The organism is Clostridium rhizosphaerae (assembly GCF_016765585.1).
In the GTDB taxonomy this organism is placed as follows: domain Bacteria; phylum Bacillota; class Clostridia; order Clostridiales; family Clostridiaceae; genus Clostridium_AT; species Clostridium_AT rhizosphaerae.
This window is the reverse complement of record NZ_JAESWC010000017.1, coordinates 1-17,516: the sequence shown is the minus strand read 5'-3', so window position 1 is coordinate 17,516 and position 17,516 is coordinate 1. Positions and strand designations below refer to the sequence as shown.

Genomic DNA, 17,516 nt, shown 5'->3' with positions numbered 1-17,516 from the left:
AAGCATAATAAAAACCCCTATAAAGCATTATATATCAATGCTTTATAGGGGTCGTATCATCACAACACAATAAATATTGTGTTGTGATGATAATTTGTTATAGCTTAATCCTTATATTAATATTTTATAAATAAAATGTTCTAAAACTCGCATCACCTTAGTTGTAACTTTACCTACTTAATACACCTTGTCCAGTTGTAGAAAGATAATACCATGTATTATACCCAACTACGCCATCTGCACTAAGTCCATTTCTTGACTGAAAATTTATTACAGCCTGTTTAGTTGTTGGGCCAAAATATCCATCAATACTTGACCAACTTAAATAACCTACCTTATATAATCCATATTGAATGTCCTCTACATAGGAATCATACCATCCACTATACGATGTACTCCTAGTATAATAAGTATTAGTACTGTGAAAACGAGTATTAAGTGCAAAACCTGTAACCCCACCAGTATAATCTGCTTTATATACCCCACGAAGAATATTATTGTTCCATGTATATGATCCTGGATCACTTATATAAGGTACGGATCTATAAAAGGTTCCATGAAATATACTATCCCCATCATATTGAAATAAGGTATCTGCCTTAACAATGTTATTGCTGAACCCAGCAAATAACATAGATAATGCAAAACAAAAAATTAAAGAAACTTTTTTACTTTTTTTCATGTATTCCCCCCCTTTTTTTACAATTTTATATCATTAAACCTTATATTGTCAATATATTTTGCAATTCATATTAAAACTATTACAATTATTATTCGTATTAATTAATAATACTAACTTTTAATTATAATTTTTTATTCGAAGGAGTAATAATATGAATTGTAAAATATTCAGAAAAAATATTTATAACTTATCATCTAATAACAATATTTCAAATAACTTTAAAAAAAATATGCTAAAGCATATTGAAAGTTGTACTGATTGTAGATATTTATATAAAGAATTCATGGAAGATGAAAATATACTTAAGACTTACTTTAGATCTTCTAATGAATGTTTTAACAGTGTAAGAAATGATGTTCTAAAAAATATTGATAGAGATAAATATAAGAACTGCCCTAGCTACGGCTTTTATATTAGTTATAAGAAATATAAAAAATATTATATATCAGCAGTTTCATTTTTAATTTGTATTACTTCTATATACTTTTATTTAGATATAAAAAATAATTATTCATCTAATTACCATACTATTGCCTATGAAAACACGAAATCCTCAAGTTTAAAAGGCAAAGATACTGATGTTACTATTGATCAGAATATACCCGATAATACCGAGAAACAAAGTAAATCTGTATCTTTAGATAGCTTAAGCAAAGAAAGCTACTTTAAGTACACTGACTTTGAAAATGAACTTATTAAGAGTGGGTATACATATAAATTAGATATTATTGATAAAAACGAAACATTTTTACTTTTATCAATAACTTTAACTATTGATAAAAATAAGATAAATATTTACGAGTATACTAATAGTTCTAATATAGAAAATGAAGCTAATAAACTAGCTATGACCACACTTAAAGCGAAAGATATAAATAGTTTACAAAATCCCCACTACTATAAAAAGGGACACATTATAGTTGAATATTTAGGAAATAACTCTGAAACAATAAAAATTATTGAACAAATTATGGGTGCTTAATAGAAATAGAGCTAATCAATAGCTCCTTTTGTCTACAGTCTGAGGCTCTTAGCTTAGGCTAAGGGCCTTTTATATTTTCTTATGATTCAATTATTCCATAATAGTATAAAATTCCGAAATACTTTACTGGAAAAGATAGCACAAAATATAAAGTTACATGGAAAATTTAAATTAATAACTTTACTATAGGGGATGATTATATGGGAAATACTTTTACTACAGAAGAATGGTTTAAATTAATTTTAAAACATGATGTAATTGGTAAATTAAATGATGGTGAAAAGTTTAGTTCTATAAACATAGATTTAGGCTTGGAACCTAATTCAGACGCATTAAGAAAAGCACTAAATAGACTCGACATAAAAAAAATACAAATTTCAAGGCAATACGGTTTCGACTTTGAAGAAGAATTTTTAACTATGGTGCTACTTCAGGGATTAGAAAAGCATAGTCCGATCAATATACGTAGACAGCATCTTATTAAATATATGAAAGAAAATGAAAGTTTTAGTGAAGCAGAAATTAGCTTTGTTTTGGAAAGCGACAGATGTTAATATATTAGATTTAACCACTGAAGAACTTAAAGAATATAAATTATAAATAAATCAAAGCTGATGTTAAAATTATTTGATACCTCAGCTTTATTGAGGAACGCAAATAATTTTGAATTTACACAAGTATATTTACACTCCCTAAATCTTATATCTTCGTTGTAAATATTTTTTATAAAAATAAAAACAAGAGCATCACTCACTCTTGTTGATATAAGTTTTAATTAAACTATATCTGGCATATTATTAAGCCGCCACATTATATAGACTATAAAAATATTGTTTATTTTCAATAAGTTTATCAAAATTTCCAGCTTCACATATTTGGCCATTTTTCAAGACTATTACTTCATCATATTTTCTCAATAAATCTTCATTAAGTTTATGTGTAATAACAATACAAGTTAGATCATCTAAATCTAGTATGGAATTTTCTATACTAAATGAAGTTTTATTATCTAGAGAAGATGTCGCTTCATCTAGTATAAGAATAGGTGTATTTTTTATTAAGGCTCTTGCAATAGCAATTCTTTGTTTTTCACCACCAGAAATATTGCATCCATTTTCGCCTACTTCACTATCGATACCATTAGGCAAAGAATCTATCAATTCATCTAGTCCAGAAAGTTTCACAGCTCTATTTATGCATTCACTTGAGTAATCTTTAAATAAAGTTATATTTTCTTTTACAGTATCATCAAATATGAATACATTTTGTTGTATGACTGAAATAAGTTTATATAAATCCGATGAATTTATATCCCTATTAGCCAACCCATCTATACTAATTTCACCTTTAAAATCCTCATAGTATCCTAATAGCAATTTTAATATAGTTGATTTACCGCTACCACTATCTCCGACTAATGCATATTTTTTACCCTTTTCAATTTTCATTGATATGTTATTTAAAACTTTACGTTCATCATTATAAGAAAAATTAACATTATTAAATACTATTTCCTTATTAAAAGAGTGCTTCTCTTTTAATAATTTTTTACATTCCTTATTATCTGTAAGGCTGCTGATTTTTTGTTCTATGGCTTTAACTGATTTTATCTTATTAAATATTGAAGAAATATTTGCTATGGGTGTTGTAATATTATTCATTAACTGAACTGCTGCAATTAATAATCCATAAGTTAATTCTCCTTTGAAAACAAAATATGTTCCTACAGCTAGTGCGGTAAAGAATACTAAAAATCCAAAAGCACCTGATATAATATCTACAAAAGAATTTAGTTTTAGAAAGTTATATTTTGAATTTTCTGCTCCAAGATTAAATTTGTCATATTCTTTTGATAGTTTATTTTCTACATTAAAGCTTTTTATAATTTCAAATCCTGAAAATATATCTTTAACTTTTATAGTAAAGTCACTTAACGCATCAGAGTATGATTTCTTCAAGTTAATAACTTTTTTAGAAAAGATAACGGGTACTAGCAAATTTAAAAATGCCATAGCAAATATGCAGATTGCTATATAAATATTTATCATAAAAATAGCTATTGATCCTAATATTAATCTAGTTACATTTGTAATCAAATTTAATATGCTTATAAAATAATCACTCTCAATAATTGTTATATCGTTTGTTAATGTCGAAATATAACTGGCGCTATTAACATCATTAAAACTTCTTATATCCTTCTGTATTATATTTTGAAAAATATCTTTTTTTAACGTAATCAACGTTCTTTTAATATACTTTGCTTGAAATATAATTCTAAAATAATTTAGAATATACATTATCAGTATAAATATTATACTAAGAAATGATACTTTATATATATTTGTAACATTTGTACCGTTACCAGTATCTATAACACTCTTTATCATAAAAGCAATAAGTATTTCCATTATAGAACACGCTACAATGAAAATTATATTTACCGATAACAATGCTTTATACTTAAAAAAATATTTTTTCATAAACACCCTCCTTATTTTAATTTAGGTTATGATTCTTTTATAAAATTAGTAAAGTTATCTACTAAAACTTGCGCATCTCCATTGTCGTATAGTTCACAAAACTTTTTTAAGACATACTCATAATATTTTAGTTTTTTGCACTCGTTATCAAATACTCCAAATCCAGTGTCCATACATTCTTCCAAAACGTTAGCCGGACAAATAGTGCAAAAATACCTTCCCCAACAGTCTTCACATTTATTTTTATACTTCTTATTATTGATTTTGTCATATTCATCTTTATAGTTACTATTATCTAAATTATAGTCATTCTTACCCCAGAATCTATAACATATATATCTATCTCCATTATAGTCATAGGATAAGTTTACTTTTTCATTAAGTTCGTCACAGAAACCATAAACCTTCTGATTGTATCCAATAGCAACCAAAACTTCATAAACTAACGGGTTTATCGTCTTTCCTAGAGTATTATTTAGAATGTATTCAAATGATGCATCTATATCTTCAAATGTATTGTTTTCCTCCATGCTACTTTCAAACTTAAAAAATTCTTTTGGTGATCCTACCTTAGTTATTATATATTTAAAACCTAATTGCTCGAAATAAGCAGTAATATCTGGTTTTGTATATCCTTGTTCCAAATGATACGGCGTATACGTACAGAGCAATTGGACTTTTTCCTTAAATTCGTTATTAAAACAATCATTTAAATTATTTATTACTTTACTATGAGTGTTATTTCCTCTTAAGAAATTATTTATAAATTCTGGCCCATCTAAACTTACTGCAAAATGACAATTATATTTCATGCATGTTTTTACAAAGTCAGGTGTTAATAATATACCGTTAGTTACAATGAGATATTTGAAAACACTAAATTCTTTGCTAAATATATCAAGTCCATATTTAATTAAATCAAGATTTAGTAATGGTTCACCACCAAAAAACTTTACTTCTCTTATACTTTTGATATTTCTCTTTTTCAAATCATCGATTATCTTGTTAAAAGTCTCCTTTGACATAATAGCATTATCTCTATGATAATTACCGCCATTAGCATAGCAATATTTACATTTTAAGTTACATTCATTTGACATATTTAACGTTAGTCTACTAAGTGTACTAGTTTCCTCATAATTATTTATAAACGGAGTTTCAATTTCTTCATTGGACAAATTAATAAAACTATCTTCGTCTGTTAATTCATATAGCTCTAACGTTCTTCCATCAAGAACATAGGTTTTATCATTTACAAAAATTTTTTTCATCATTTTATTCATTTCAATACCCCCTTAAAGTGATAAAACTTATACATAAAGGTTGATCTTAAGTTTAATAGATAAATACATTTCTTAATTTTGAAATGTATTTATCTATTAGTATCTATTAGCCTATACCACAGAAACCAATGCTACAAGATGATGCTAATTGAATTCTTGTCTTGTTTGCTGTAACTAATTTTTTCATTCTGATATCCTCCTTTTTTTAAATATTAGCCAATGCCGCAAAAACCAAAATTACAAGATGATGCTAATTGAATTCTTGTTTTATTTGCTGTAACTAATTTTTTCATTCTGATATCCTCCTTTTTTAAATATTAGCCAATGCCGCAGAAACCAAAATTACAAGATGATGCTAATTGAATTCTTGTCTTGTTTGCTGTAACTAATTTTTTCATTCTGATATCCTCCTTTTTTTAAAATATTAGCCTATACCACAGAAACCAATGCTACAGGATGATGCTAATTGAATTCTTGTCTTGTTTACTGTAACTAATTTTTTCATTCTGATATCCTCCTTTACAGTTATACTTATAACAAATGTAAACATTTTTGTTTACATTATTATTCTAGAATATTTTTCTCTAAATGTAAATAGTTTTTTTTACTCTTTTTGTTTGTTGTTATATTTTTAATATAACAAATAATATCCAAGCCTCTCTAAACGTCTACATAAAGGCGGATTTTTTCAATTCATCTACCTTATCCAAGCTTTCCCAAGGCAAATCAATATCGGCCCTCCCAAAGTGTCCATAAGCCGCTATTTGTCTATAGATAGGCCTTCTCAATGCGAATTTCTTAATTATAGATGCAGGCCTTAGATCAAAATTATCTCTTATAAGCTTTTCAATTTTATATTCTTCAATCTTATTTGTACCAAACGTATCTACTAAAATCGATAATGGATTAGCAACTCCTATTGCATATGAGAGTTGTATTTCGCATTTATCGGCAAGCTCTGCCGCCACTACGTTTTTAGCTACATATCTGGCTGCATAAGCTGCAGATCTATCAACTTTTGTAGGGTCCTTCCCTGAAAAGGCCCCTCCTCCATGACGTGCGTACCCTCCATATGTATCAACTATTATCTTTCTACCAGTAAGACCTGTATCACCCTGAGGACCTCCAATAACAAATCTTCCTGTGGGGTTTATATAATATTCAGTATTCTCATCTATAAGCTTACTTGGTATAACCGTACCAATAACTTTTTCCATCAAGTCGTTTCTTAACATCTCAATAGACACATCTTCGCTATGTTGAGCAGATATAACCACAGCCTTAATCCTTTTTGGTAAATTTCCTTCATATTCAACAGTAACTTGAGCTTTGCCATCTGGACGAAGATATGGTATAATTCCATTTTTTCTAACATCCGCCAATCTCTTTGTAAGCTTGTGAGCTATTGATATTGGTAATGGCATAAATTCAGGGGTCTCATTACAGGCATAGCCAAACATCATTCCTTGGTCTCCTGCGCCTATAGAAAGCTCGTCCTCTATTTTGCCTGATTTATTCTCCAAGGATGAGTCTACACCCAAAGCTATATCTCTTGACTGTTCATCAATAGACGTAATTACAGCACATGTTTCACAATCAAATCCATACTTTGCTCTATTATACCCAATGTCATTCACTGTTCTTCTTACAATTTTAGGTATATCCACATAGCAATTGGTGGTTATCTCACCAGCTATTAACACCATTCCTGTAGTAATAATAGTTTCGCAAGCAACCCTTCCGTAAGGATCATGCTTTAATATCTCATCAAGTATTGCATCAGATATCTGATCACATACTTTATCTGGATGCCCCTCCGTAACTGATTCAGAAGTAAAAAATATTTCACTCATATTCCCAATCTCCTTATGCATACAAACAAAATTTGTATCATTACTTGAATTTAAAGTATTTATTGTTGTTTTTACTCTGGAGGAAATATTCCTGGATCTGATGAATCAAGTGTAATATCTAAAGGATAAATTACTGATGCTAAACTTATATGAATATTGCTTTTAACAATATTTTCCACTCCAATTACTTTATCGGTAGAATATAACCCTAAGCATAAGAACATCCCCGCTGCAATTGATACAGATAATACTTTTTTTCTCATTTTAATTCTCTCCCTTTTATCCCATAATTTTAAAATGTAAATATAGTTTCAAAATGTAAATTATTTTGTTTACATTTTTATTCTAGCATTACTTTTAGGATTTGTAAATAATTATTTTTACTTTTTTATTTTTTATGATATAATAATTATATTGATATCAAATTAGGTATGTAGAAATAATAAAACCAAATTTTGACAAACCCTTAATTCTTTTCATAAGTCGCTATAAGAAAATATCTACGGTGACACTTTATTACAATGCATACAACAAAAAATATAGTATAAATACAAGCAAGGAGGAAAATAGTATGGAAATTCTATCACCAGGCCAAAAAATACGGAAAATTAGAAAAGAATTTAAAATCAGCCAAAAAGAAATTACAGGTGGTGAAATAACCCGTGAGCTTATAAGTATAATTGAAAATAATAAATCTGCCCTTACTCCTGCAGTAGCGCAGATAATTACTGATAATATAAATAAGATATGTAAAGAGAAAAATATAAATTTCAATTTAAGTGCTGAATATTTGCTAGAGGATATAAACGTTCAATCAAATAAAATTGCCGATAATTTTATAGAGTTTTTATGTAACAATGAAAATAATCTTTCAAAAGATATTAGCGAGGATATTAAAGAAATAGAATTGTTCATGGCAAAATACGACGTACCTGAAAAGAAGATGATTATCTATGAAAAGATAGGAGATATACTAAGAAATCAAAAGGAATTTAACAGAAGTTATATTTACTATATAAAAGCTTATGAGAATCACAATAGATTATTTAATGATATTAGATTATTCAAACTCCTACAAAAAATAGGTAATACTTGCATTCACTTATGTAAATATACGGAAGCTCTGGATTTTAACAATTTAGCACTTGTATATAATGATAATGTTCCAGAAGAATTAAAGTATAAGGTTCTTTATAACAATATACTAGCGTATATGTATCTAAAAAAATATGATAAGGCTTTAATCGAACTCGAACATATTAAAACTACTTTCAAAAATCTAACAAAAGAAAATGTCTTTAAACTTAATATATTAAAAGTTAACTGCATGAGACACAAAAATTTTTATAGCGATGCATTTAAACTAAATGAGTATTTACTCAAAACTTTAGATGATAATGATACTGAAAATATTATATTAGTTATGGCAAATATACTTGATATTTATACCGTATTAAAAGATACACACAATGTTAAACTTTATATAGATAAGCTGATCTATTTAGTCAATAATTATAATGATATTGAAAAAAGTTATCATTCACCTAATACCTATAATCAGATAGCATTGTCTTGCTCCCTAATAAATAATACTGACTTATCTATAGAATATTATAAGAAGTCGATAATGGCCTGCAAATATCATAGAAACATTGATATATTGTTAAAGTCGTTAAATGAACTTTTAACTATACTTGTAAAAGAGAGAAATTTATCTGAGATAAACTTTTTTAAAAATGATGTCCTTGAATTGTTATCATTACATATTATTGAGGCTAACATTACTCCAATTTTTAAACTTTTGGATTTTTACAATGATATTAATGATAACGAAAATGTAGGTTCTTTGCTTAAATTTATATTAGATAATAGAAAATAGCAACTATTTTAAGTAAGAAATATTGTCGTAAATAAAGATTTTAACGGATCACTCTATTCATTTATTAAACTTAACTTTAGCTATTTGATTTGATATTATATAATTTACTTATAGAATATTTTTTCATCTTGCTTATCTAGGCCTTTTGAAAACATATTTATATATAGTTCCTTACTTAAAGTCTGTTTATATTAATTTGTTGTTTAATATTTAAATCTTTGTTATATAATGTATAAAACCATACGAAAGGTAGCTTTCTTATGGCTTAGCGGTTATCCTTATTACACTGCAGTTTGCTGGAACTGCAGTCTTTATTTTTATAACTAACCTAGCTTATATTTTAAGCTGCTCCAGCCTAATCCATAATTAAAAATGTACCATGCAAAAATTCTTCGCTTTCATTAGGTTGGATTTCTTTACTGATATCTAACGGTATTTTTAATTCTGATTCTATATGAGTTGTTTTTAAAAAATCAATAAGCAAATTATCATCCCATCTTTATATATTTTAATAATCTTAATTTAAAATTTACTATTTACCATCAAGTTATATATTAATCTCCTATAGTTTTAGGCTATAGGAGACTTGTTCTATTAATTAAAACTTATAATATTAAATCATTTTATCCAACTTCTTTAGTAATAAAATTCTTTTTATACCATCATTTGAAATATCACCAGTTTGTTTATCTACAAAAGGCACAATCATTTTATATTCATCCATACTTAAAACAATTTCACCACCAAATTTTATATTACTATCTTTCATAACTAGCTTTATCAATTCATTTTCAGTAGCTTTTAGTATAATTTCTTTATCTGACTGTTCTAAGTATTCTACTCCATTTATTTGCAAAGCATCATTAAAAATACTCATTGCGTATGATTCAATCACTTCGTCTTCAATTACATTTCCAAGTTCTTCACTTTCAATATCGTCTTGAATTTCATCTAGTAATATTTCAGTTCCTCGATATTTTAATTCTTGGATAATTTCTTCACTTTCTCTATTGATAGTTTCTAAGCAGTCATTTAAAATATCTTTTGCACTAATTACACCACTCCTTTCTAAAAAGTACTCGCCTCTTTTGCTGTTCGTTTTATACATTTTGTTTTCCTCCTAAAATTTATTTTCATAATCATATAAAATAATTTTTATATAAATAAGGGTTTTTATTTCTAAGTTTAAGTTTATTAAATTTATTTTTTTGTTAAAGAAAAAGAGAAACACTCTGTGTTTCTCTATATCCTTCTATAATTTGGTTCTGTTAATTGTTCTAAAGGTTTATTTATATTTTTAATTAAATATGTACTATATGTTGAATCCACTGATTTCAAATCTTTCATTTTGTCTATTGTATCTTCTAACTTATTAATGAGATTTTCTATGCAATCATTATGAACACATAATTCATTTAAGTCATCTATGAATCTATCTATTATCTCTATTATTTCTGCCGTCTCGGTTTTTTCTATATATACTTCACTTAAATCATCATATATTTCCCTTAAATCACATCCGAATTCATTTTCAACATCCCTCAATGTACCTACTATAAGGAGTATCTCATTAAGACTTTTTAAATTACTATCGCAAACTAATTTTGTTGCAACACACTCTATTTCAGATATAATTTCTTTCTTTATAAATTCTTTTCTATCTTTCTGTATTTTTAAGTCATAAATCATACCTTAAATCCTCCATCTATCCTAGCTAATTATCCAATTGTTACATATTTTTTATTGTCCCTAAAATTAAAACTCTGACCAATAATTTCTTATAAATTTATATTCGTCATTTGATTTCCTTTATTTTTATTTTGCGGTTTCGTATAGTTCTTACATTACATCCTAAATTTTTAGCAATTTGATCATCACTAAGACCTTGGTTAATTAGTTCCTTAGTTTTTAATAGTTGTTCTTTTTCTATTTGTTGTCTGAGAGTTAATCCTTCTGAATTTCTTCTGTTGTTTCTTCTTTTCTTTGATTCTTTTTTATCTAATTCTTTTTTTCTGCTTTCATCATAGTTAATAGATAATTCAAAGTTATTCTTTACAGTTTCTAAATCCTCATATTCAATTGATTGACAATCCAAATCATTAATAATCTGAATTGAATCATCCAAATATTCCTCAATAGCTTCTCTTTTTTCATCACTTATAGACAATTCAATGTTATCTTGTAATATATTAAGAACTTGTTCAACTCCATAGACTAACTCATCCATTAAGCAATTAATATCTTCAGTCTTTTCGCTTATAATGTTATCTAATTTCTCACTTATGGAACCTGAGCTATCTAAGTCTAATTCATCAATTCTATCTTTTAATAAGTTTATTTTATCTTCAATCATATCCCTTTTCTTTAACTCATATATTATTTCTTCTAACTCATTTTTTAAATCTTCTAACTCATTTTTTAAATCAACAAAGGTCATTTTAATCCTCCTTGAGTATGCTATTGTTTTTTAGTTTTAGAGTATTTTTCTTCCTAACACATAGATTTATATTAAAAACTAACGTTCTGCAAACACCTCCTTATTAATATTAGGGTTTAGTATACTTCTCATAATATAAGCTGTTGATATTTTCTCTCACAAAATTTTCAATAATAACTTAAGAAATAGGAAATATTGATGTCACTAACATCAGATAAAATTTACGCCAAAACACAATCTGGACTATTCTATTTATGATTAGTATTAAAAATACTTAATATAGTTCACCAGAGCAATATAGTAGCTAACTACTGTATTTTTTTTTATATAAATTTTTTATAATTGAATTAAGCTGTATAGCTCATCTTCTGCTGCATATGTTATAACTATATAACTTTGATTTTTTCCTCTGAGATGTATGAGGAATTTATATATAAGGTTTTTATCCTTAACTAGTTCAACAGACATATAAAAAACCTCACTTTTCCTTTTTATTATATTACGAAAACATTACATTCAAAAACAAAATAAAAGGAGCCTGCTGAGTAAAATCACAGCAGCCCCTTATATACCAAAACCTTCAGCATTTCTCCGAATGTACAATTTTTAAATAAAGTTATACATTCAAAATGTGTTCTGTTAATTTATGGTAAGCAATATTTTATAATTTTATACGGAATATTAGCAATATACTAGGACTATTAAAATCTTTAAAGAATATTTCAGTTATAAAATTATCCTCTCTTTTCACATTTACTAAGTAATATCCTTGTGTCGGCGTCTGATAGCAGCCTATGCATACGTGTTTTATTAGATATATGAGCAAGTTCCTTATCTTCATCTATAAATTCTTCTTCTTGAAACCCTAGAGAATACAAACTCAACGCGAGTTTCTTATCAAATAAAAGCGGAAATGTTAGTATTTTAGATTTTTCTCTATTTCCAACTATAATTAAACTATCATCAAACTTAGCTGAACAATCAGGAAGATTATTAATTTCTTCATCATCATCACTACGCTTTAATACCTTATCAATTAAAAAGTATCCAGTAATATATCTACTTCCATTAATTGTTGTATTAAAGAAAATATATATCTGTTTATAACCATTCCTATTTTCATCAAGTATATTAATAATTCGTGATTCTTTTTGTCCTGATTCTCCATATATAAGATAATTAAAATTTGGATCAACATGATCTTCTAATGGTTTATACGTTATTAGAATACTGGTGCAATTTTCATCTGACAATTCTTCTTCAACAAAAAGTTCGTCAAAACTACACCAAAATATTTTTAGCAATTTTGAAACTTCTGTTATACTTGGCTCAACAGACCCATTTTCGATTTGAGATATTCTCTGTTGAGTTGTACCCATCATTTCTGCTAATTGCCCTTGTGTTAATTCCATCATTTCCCTCAAATTCTTAATTCTATTTTTTCTCAACTTTATCACCCCTTTAGTGTTTATGATAAAATTATACGCTATTTTTATGTAAAAATCAATCACACTTTTTATGTTTTTTAATTACTATAGATTCTGGTATTATTACATCACATTATTAATAACAAAAAAACACTTTCTATAGAATGCTATATATGAGCTATTTTTATTTCTTGACTAAGATGTAATTAAAAATTATTAGGGTATCTAAAGAACTGATATTATCTCTTCTTTAGATACCCTCTTTAATAGTGTAATAAAGTGCTAAAGCCATATATTCATATACTTATATCCAATACTTACTCAACTAATATTACTATTTTAGGTAATTCAAATAGAATAGCTCAAATGCTTGTTGTTCCTATTCTTCATATCAACTAATTCCTTTTATCTAAAATTAGAAATATAACAATTCACAAGTGTACTTTTTGAACTTCTAAGAAAGCACTAGAACTTAAGTTAATTTATATTTTACAAGTCACCTATAATAAAATTATTATATGACAATGTATTCTTCCTAAGACTTTATGAAATAATAAAATTTCATTTAACTACATCTAGTTCATATTTTAACCTAATTTAATATAGCAGGCTAATACTACCAATCCAAGAAGCACAAAAACCGGTTGAATATAATTAATATTGATATATCTTTTACATTTACTTTGTGTAATTATCGGTATGAGTGCCATACCTGTTACCATTAAAGTAAATTCTATTATGACAACAAGTAATAGGTTAGCAAAAGCCTTAGTCATAAAATCAACCTCCAGATAATCTAATATACTTAAATTTTAACTTATTTTATTCAAAATAGGCACTATATTATAAAAAACCAGTTTCCTAATAGAGATAGAAGGTTCCCTCCCTTTTTAGAAGTAATACTCATTAATATTTTTCTAATTCTTTTCTTCAATAAAAGCCTTTATATATTAATTTCAAAATATTTGTATTAACTCTTTAAATATCTGCCACGATTTTTCATTTACTTAATACTAGCATATTACATCCTTTAAATTCACTTTCATACTTCTTTTTCTGAGCTTCAGCACACACTATAGTTAATTTATCCGGGTAGCCTTTTAAGGATAAATAACTCTTTACTGACAACTCTCTCTTATAATCAGATGTTGTTAAGTTAACACCATAATTACCATCTATATCAAAGTTAGCTACAGTCCATTCTGAATGTCCGAGTTTTACGTTAACACCATTTTCTGTTAGCTTTTGTAATACAATATTATTTTCTCCTTCTCCAAGGCCAATGTATTTATTTGCTAGTGCTAGTCCACTCTTTGTATATGGTATTAATAATTCTTCTGTAACGGGTGCTGCTGTGAACACAGATTTATATATTTCCATTCCATGTTTATCCTCTATAAATACCATTACAGATACCCCTTGAGAAACGTTGTTAGATTCACAATAATCTTTTATTTCTTTTAGCTCTTTCTTTAATCTTTGGATATCTAACTCTTTACCTCTTAATTTTCTTGCATTACCTTCTTCATCATCTTCTTTGAGAGTTACTTTTCCTATTCTGTATATCCAATATTCTTTTCCATATTTATTTATCGCTTTTCCATAGTATTTATAGGCATAGTTCTTTGTTATTCTTTCCATTTTAAAGCTGGGTATTGTAGTAAAACTTTCTAAACTGCTGAATAGTCTATATATTTCTGCTGCTCTTTTCCTTAGATCTTTATCTGTTCCAATATTCCTAAAGGATTTATTATTTTCTTCTAGGTATTTCTTTCCCCTGAAACCTAAATATAAGATTCTGTTATTCCTCAATAAGTAATTCTCTTCTATTAACTTCTTTATTCTTCTTCTGTAATATTGTTCACTTCCATAGATTTTTTCTTTAACATCTTCTACATATATACCTCCATATTCTGAAATTAAATCTAAAATTTTAATATCTCTTTCAGTAAGTTCTACCATAAATTAATCTCCTTTCACCTTTAAATATCTAAAACAAAGTATTCTTTTACTGAATTTTTTAGGCAGTTATTCATACAATAATTCATTCTTATTAATGTATTGTTTTATTATTTTCCGAAGGAGGCTTCTCTAGTTGCTAGACAAATAGTTTCTTTGTTGGATGGCGGCACAAAAAGAAGCTTGGGTGCCGCAAGTCCTTTTCTTTATAAAAAATTCAGTGCTATTAAAACACTGAAAAATAAGGACTGTTATAAAAATTGGTATATACCTTTTGCCTTATTTCTCAAATTTGCAATTTGGTATATACCAAAAATAAAATTAGGTATATACCATTTTCACCTAATTTTATTATAGAACAGTTTTTTATTTTTTATTGTAAGGGTTAATCGAATGGTTTTAGCTATTTATAGTTATTTCATTTCTCGGCTAAGTATCTCACAGAAATTAATATTATCTTCAGGGTATATGTATATCTCCATATGAGGATTTTCTTTGTCATAATAACCTTTAAATCCAAAGCTCATATCTGTAATATCATCATTTTTAATAAGTCCACTTCTCACTATTCCGTCAATAATAGGCTTATAGTAACTGTTATCTATATCATAGTGGGGGGTAGGCATATAGAAGTTTATCCATACAAAAACAGTATCTAATTTTACTGGTGTGTTAGCAGCTGACCTTATCATTTTCGCTACATTCAAGGATAATTGATGATTAAGACTATCAAAGTCTGTGCTTATTTTCTTCCAGTATAATCTTACGGGGAAGTCTTTTGCGTAAATTTTAAATCTATTATTTTCATAACTTGAGGTCCAGCCTTCAGTATAAGCTGATTGTAGTGCTTCAGCAGTTTCCTTTTCCAACTTCCAAAACTCATCTTCTTTTATAAAACTTCTCAGCATTGATAATGACTTATTAAGCTTAGCGCTAATACTTCTATATAAACTTGCTCTAGCCTTTTCAAAATAATGAATTGATTCAAGTTCTTCTATAAGCTCAGGGCTTGTTAATTCTAATTTTCGGATAATTTCTTCCTCTCTATCACTTATATATCTTGCTAGGGTTATTTCTGGCACCTTTTTCATTTACGTTCCTCCTCTTTAAATAATTTTAAATTAGTTTTCTATATTTATTTTAGAACGACAAATAAAAAAGCCTTACTCTAATAGTAAGGCAAGTAACAAACAAATTGCTTAAATGATTAACAAGTATTTATTTGAAATTTTATATAATATTTAATATATATATATAAAATAAATATTATATATGTTAATTCCAATATTATATATTTATATTTTAATATTATGTTTAATAAGTATTAAGCTAATATTTAGTGACAATAAATAATATCATTTATAAAATATATAATATGTGTAATTATATATTTTATATTTTAAAATCAATATATAATATATAATTTATATATAATTATTAAACTAATCTGCACAACATCTATATGGTATATTTTCTTGATGATCTTACAAGTAAATCTATTATTTAGTTATTTATACTTTACAATAAAATCTTATCATATACATCTTAACCGGTTAATTTCTAATCTCCTTTAACATCCTATTAATATAAGGTTGCTCAAAATCATCTGATTCGTTGGTGTTGACATAACTATTTTCTAATAACTTTTTCTCAAGAACTTCCATATCGTATGTGCGATGTTGAAAGTTATTGAAATTATCTTTTCTAAAAGCCTTTATAGGTCTTTCATAATTCAACACAGTTTTTAGAAACCAACCTATAAGATTAGAATCAATATTTTGAGTTTTAGAGTATTTTAAGATATTATTTGCCGAATCATCATTCACATTCTTCCCTAATATAGCTTTAATTGCGTTTATTTCGTCGATAGAGCCTTTAACATCATTCTTAGGTGGCTTTTTATATCTAGAGTAGCTGAAACCTAGTTATTAGCTTCCATATTCGCTTCTGAATTGTTTTTATGTAGAACTTTATTGCTGTTACCTTTCTTCCTATTTTTATTTCTTCATAATCGTATTTTATATTACTTTAGTTATTTATTTCCTTATAATAATATTACAAATAAGTTGTTTTTAAATTTTAAAAGGATTATCAAGCAATTGTTTTATTAATTTTCAAACATAAATCACTTTATTTGATTATAGAAATTATCAATTAAATAACTTTTTTCTATAGTTATAAAGCCTATGCAGTATTTTAAATCGTATATCTCTTAATTCTTTCTTATGGTATGTGTGTTTGTCTGAAAAAATCAATATATCTATACAAATTTCTATATTATATATGGTATATAAACTCCAATGTTGTCCAAGCATAAATATAACCCAACAATATCTTTTTTTACTGAATATTGCTGGGTTATATAAATAAAATTTTATAGCTAATAACCACAAAGGTGCACGGTGCACTAAAATCCATAAATTAGTCTTCTACATGCAGATCTGCCGATATTAAATATAATTTTATCTTTAGAAGTTATTCTATTATTTTCATAATTACACTCTAGAATTACCTCTAGTTTATTTTTTTTT

17 protein-coding genes are annotated in these 17,516 nt (G+C 26.7%); 3 read left to right on the top strand and 14 right to left on the bottom strand.

Annotation, left to right across the window (positions count from 1 at the left end):
* Positions 1 to 169: 169 nt before the first annotated feature.
* The gene (locus JK636_RS18580; RefSeq protein WP_243428273.1) at positions 170 to 682 is read right to left on the bottom strand and encodes a peptidoglycan-binding domain-containing protein; all 513 of its coding nucleotides are present in this window, start codon (positions 680 to 682) and stop codon (positions 170 to 172) included.
* A gap of 151 nt (positions 683 to 833) precedes the next feature.
* Between JK636_RS18580 and JK636_RS18575 the strand changes: the two genes are divergently transcribed.
* Positions 834 to 1,664, top strand: a complete 831-nt coding sequence (locus JK636_RS18575) for a hypothetical protein (RefSeq protein WP_202750478.1) — start codon at positions 834 to 836, stop codon at positions 1,662 to 1,664.
* A 200-nt stretch (positions 1,665 to 1,864) separates the two neighbouring features.
* Positions 1,865 to 2,218 (top strand): hypothetical protein, encoded by a 354-nt coding sequence (locus tag JK636_RS18570; RefSeq protein WP_202750477.1) that lies wholly within the window; start codon positions 1,865 to 1,867, stop codon positions 2,216 to 2,218.
* A 243-nt stretch (positions 2,219 to 2,461) separates the two neighbouring features.
* On the opposite strand, the gene JK636_RS18565 is transcribed toward JK636_RS18570, so the two are convergent.
* The 4 genes from JK636_RS18565 to JK636_RS18550 form a co-directional block, all read right to left on the bottom strand.
* The gene (locus JK636_RS18565) at positions 2,462 to 4,147 is read right to left on the bottom strand and encodes an ABC transporter ATP-binding protein (protein ID WP_202750476.1); all 1,686 of its coding nucleotides are present in this window, start codon (positions 4,145 to 4,147) and stop codon (positions 2,462 to 2,464) included.
* A gap of 26 nt (positions 4,148 to 4,173) precedes the next feature.
* Complete coding sequence (locus tag JK636_RS18560; protein ID WP_202750475.1) at positions 4,174 to 5,430, bottom strand: radical SAM protein; 1,257 nt, start codon at positions 5,428 to 5,430, stop codon at positions 4,174 to 4,176.
* A gap of 668 nt (positions 5,431 to 6,098) precedes the next feature.
* A complete protein-coding gene (gene metK, locus JK636_RS18555) occupies positions 6,099 to 7,283 on the bottom strand; it encodes a methionine adenosyltransferase (RefSeq protein WP_202750474.1) in 1,185 nt (394 codons plus the stop codon).
* A 71-nt stretch (positions 7,284 to 7,354) separates the two neighbouring features.
* A complete protein-coding gene (locus tag JK636_RS18550; RefSeq protein ID WP_202750473.1) occupies positions 7,355 to 7,546 on the bottom strand; it encodes a hypothetical protein in 192 nt (63 codons plus the stop codon).
* 308 nt (positions 7,547 to 7,854) lie between these two features.
* On the opposite strand from JK636_RS18550, the gene JK636_RS18545 reads away from it, so the two are divergent.
* Entirely contained in the window at positions 7,855 to 9,162 is a 1,308-nt protein-coding gene (locus JK636_RS18545; protein WP_202750472.1) for a helix-turn-helix domain-containing protein, read from the top strand.
* Between the two features lie 613 nt (positions 9,163 to 9,775).
* On the opposite strand, the gene JK636_RS18540 is transcribed toward JK636_RS18545, so the two are convergent.
* The 9 genes from JK636_RS18540 to JK636_RS24175 all read right to left on the bottom strand — a co-directional run bounded on the left by JK636_RS18540 (position 9,776) and on the right by JK636_RS24175 (position 17,007).
* Entirely contained in the window at positions 9,776 to 10,270 is a 495-nt protein-coding gene (locus JK636_RS18540) for a hypothetical protein (protein WP_202750471.1), read from the bottom strand.
* A gap of 134 nt (positions 10,271 to 10,404) precedes the next feature.
* Positions 10,405 to 10,851: a hypothetical protein gene (locus tag JK636_RS18535; RefSeq protein WP_202750470.1), complete on the bottom strand. Its 447-nt coding sequence runs from the start codon at positions 10,849 to 10,851 to the stop codon at positions 10,405 to 10,407.
* Positions 10,852 to 10,957: 106 nt separating this feature from the next.
* Positions 10,958 to 11,599 (bottom strand): helix-turn-helix transcriptional regulator, encoded by a 642-nt coding sequence (locus JK636_RS18530; protein WP_202750469.1) that lies wholly within the window; start codon positions 11,597 to 11,599, stop codon positions 10,958 to 10,960.
* A 734-nt stretch (positions 11,600 to 12,333) separates the two neighbouring features.
* On the bottom strand, positions 12,334 to 13,047 hold the full coding sequence (locus JK636_RS18525; RefSeq protein WP_202750468.1) for a helix-turn-helix transcriptional regulator: 714 nt from the start codon (positions 13,045 to 13,047) through the stop codon (positions 12,334 to 12,336).
* 566 nt (positions 13,048 to 13,613) lie between these two features.
* Positions 13,614 to 13,802 (bottom strand): hypothetical protein, encoded by a 189-nt coding sequence (locus JK636_RS18520; protein WP_202750467.1) that lies wholly within the window; start codon positions 13,800 to 13,802, stop codon positions 13,614 to 13,616.
* Between the two features lie 223 nt (positions 13,803 to 14,025).
* The gene (locus JK636_RS18515; RefSeq protein WP_202750466.1) at positions 14,026 to 14,988 is read right to left on the bottom strand and encodes a hypothetical protein; all 963 of its coding nucleotides are present in this window, start codon (positions 14,986 to 14,988) and stop codon (positions 14,026 to 14,028) included.
* A gap of 410 nt (positions 14,989 to 15,398) precedes the next feature.
* Entirely contained in the window at positions 15,399 to 16,076 is a 678-nt protein-coding gene (locus JK636_RS18510) for a hypothetical protein (protein ID WP_202750465.1), read from the bottom strand.
* A gap of 462 nt (positions 16,077 to 16,538) precedes the next feature.
* Positions 16,539 to 16,811 carry a hypothetical protein gene (locus JK636_RS18505; protein WP_202750464.1) on the bottom strand — a complete coding sequence of 91 codons (273 nt, stop codon included), beginning with the start codon at positions 16,809 to 16,811 and terminating at the stop codon, positions 16,539 to 16,541.
* 79 nt (positions 16,812 to 16,890) lie between these two features.
* Complete coding sequence (locus tag JK636_RS24175; protein WP_420839275.1) at positions 16,891 to 17,007, bottom strand: hypothetical protein; 117 nt, start codon at positions 17,005 to 17,007, stop codon at positions 16,891 to 16,893.
* Positions 17,008 to 17,516: the final 509 nt, after the last annotated feature.

What these genes read in the sequence shown, in the direction of transcription:
- JK636_RS18580 (WP_243428273.1), bottom strand. Translation starts at nt 682, where the DNA reads ATGAAAAAAAGTAAAAAAGTTTCTTTAATTTTTTGTTTTGCATTATCT.
- JK636_RS18575 (WP_202750478.1), top strand. Translation starts at nt 834, where the DNA reads ATGAATTGTAAAATATTCAGAAAAAATATTTATAACTTATCATCTAAT.
- JK636_RS18570 (WP_202750477.1), top strand. Translation starts at nt 1,865, where the DNA reads ATGGGAAATACTTTTACTACAGAAGAATGGTTTAAATTAATTTTAAAA.
- JK636_RS18565 (WP_202750476.1), bottom strand. Translation starts at nt 4,147, where the DNA reads ATGAAAAAATATTTTTTTAAGTATAAAGCATTGTTATCGGTAAATATA.
- JK636_RS18560 (WP_202750475.1), bottom strand. Translation starts at nt 5,430, where the DNA reads ATGAATAAAATGATGAAAAAAATTTTTGTAAATGATAAAACCTATGTT.
- metK (WP_202750474.1), bottom strand. Translation starts at nt 7,283, where the DNA reads ATGAGTGAAATATTTTTTACTTCTGAATCAGTTACGGAGGGGCATCCA.
- JK636_RS18550 (WP_202750473.1), bottom strand. Translation starts at nt 7,546, where the DNA reads ATGAGAAAAAAAGTATTATCTGTATCAATTGCAGCGGGGATGTTCTTA.
- JK636_RS18545 (WP_202750472.1), top strand. Translation starts at nt 7,855, where the DNA reads ATGGAAATTCTATCACCAGGCCAAAAAATACGGAAAATTAGAAAAGAA.
- JK636_RS18540 (WP_202750471.1), bottom strand. Translation starts at nt 10,270, where the DNA reads ATGTATAAAACGAACAGCAAAAGAGGCGAGTACTTTTTAGAAAGGAGT.
- JK636_RS18535 (WP_202750470.1), bottom strand. Translation starts at nt 10,851, where the DNA reads ATGATTTATGACTTAAAAATACAGAAAGATAGAAAAGAATTTATAAAG.
- JK636_RS18530 (WP_202750469.1), bottom strand. Translation starts at nt 11,599, where the DNA reads ATGACCTTTGTTGATTTAAAAAATGAGTTAGAAGATTTAAAAAATGAG.
- JK636_RS18520 (WP_202750467.1), bottom strand. Translation starts at nt 13,802, where the DNA reads ATGACTAAGGCTTTTGCTAACCTATTACTTGTTGTCATAATAGAATTT.
- JK636_RS18515 (WP_202750466.1), bottom strand. Translation starts at nt 14,988, where the DNA reads ATGGTAGAACTTACTGAAAGAGATATTAAAATTTTAGATTTAATTTCA.
- JK636_RS18510 (WP_202750465.1), bottom strand. Translation starts at nt 16,076, where the DNA reads ATGAAAAAGGTGCCAGAAATAACCCTAGCAAGATATATAAGTGATAGA.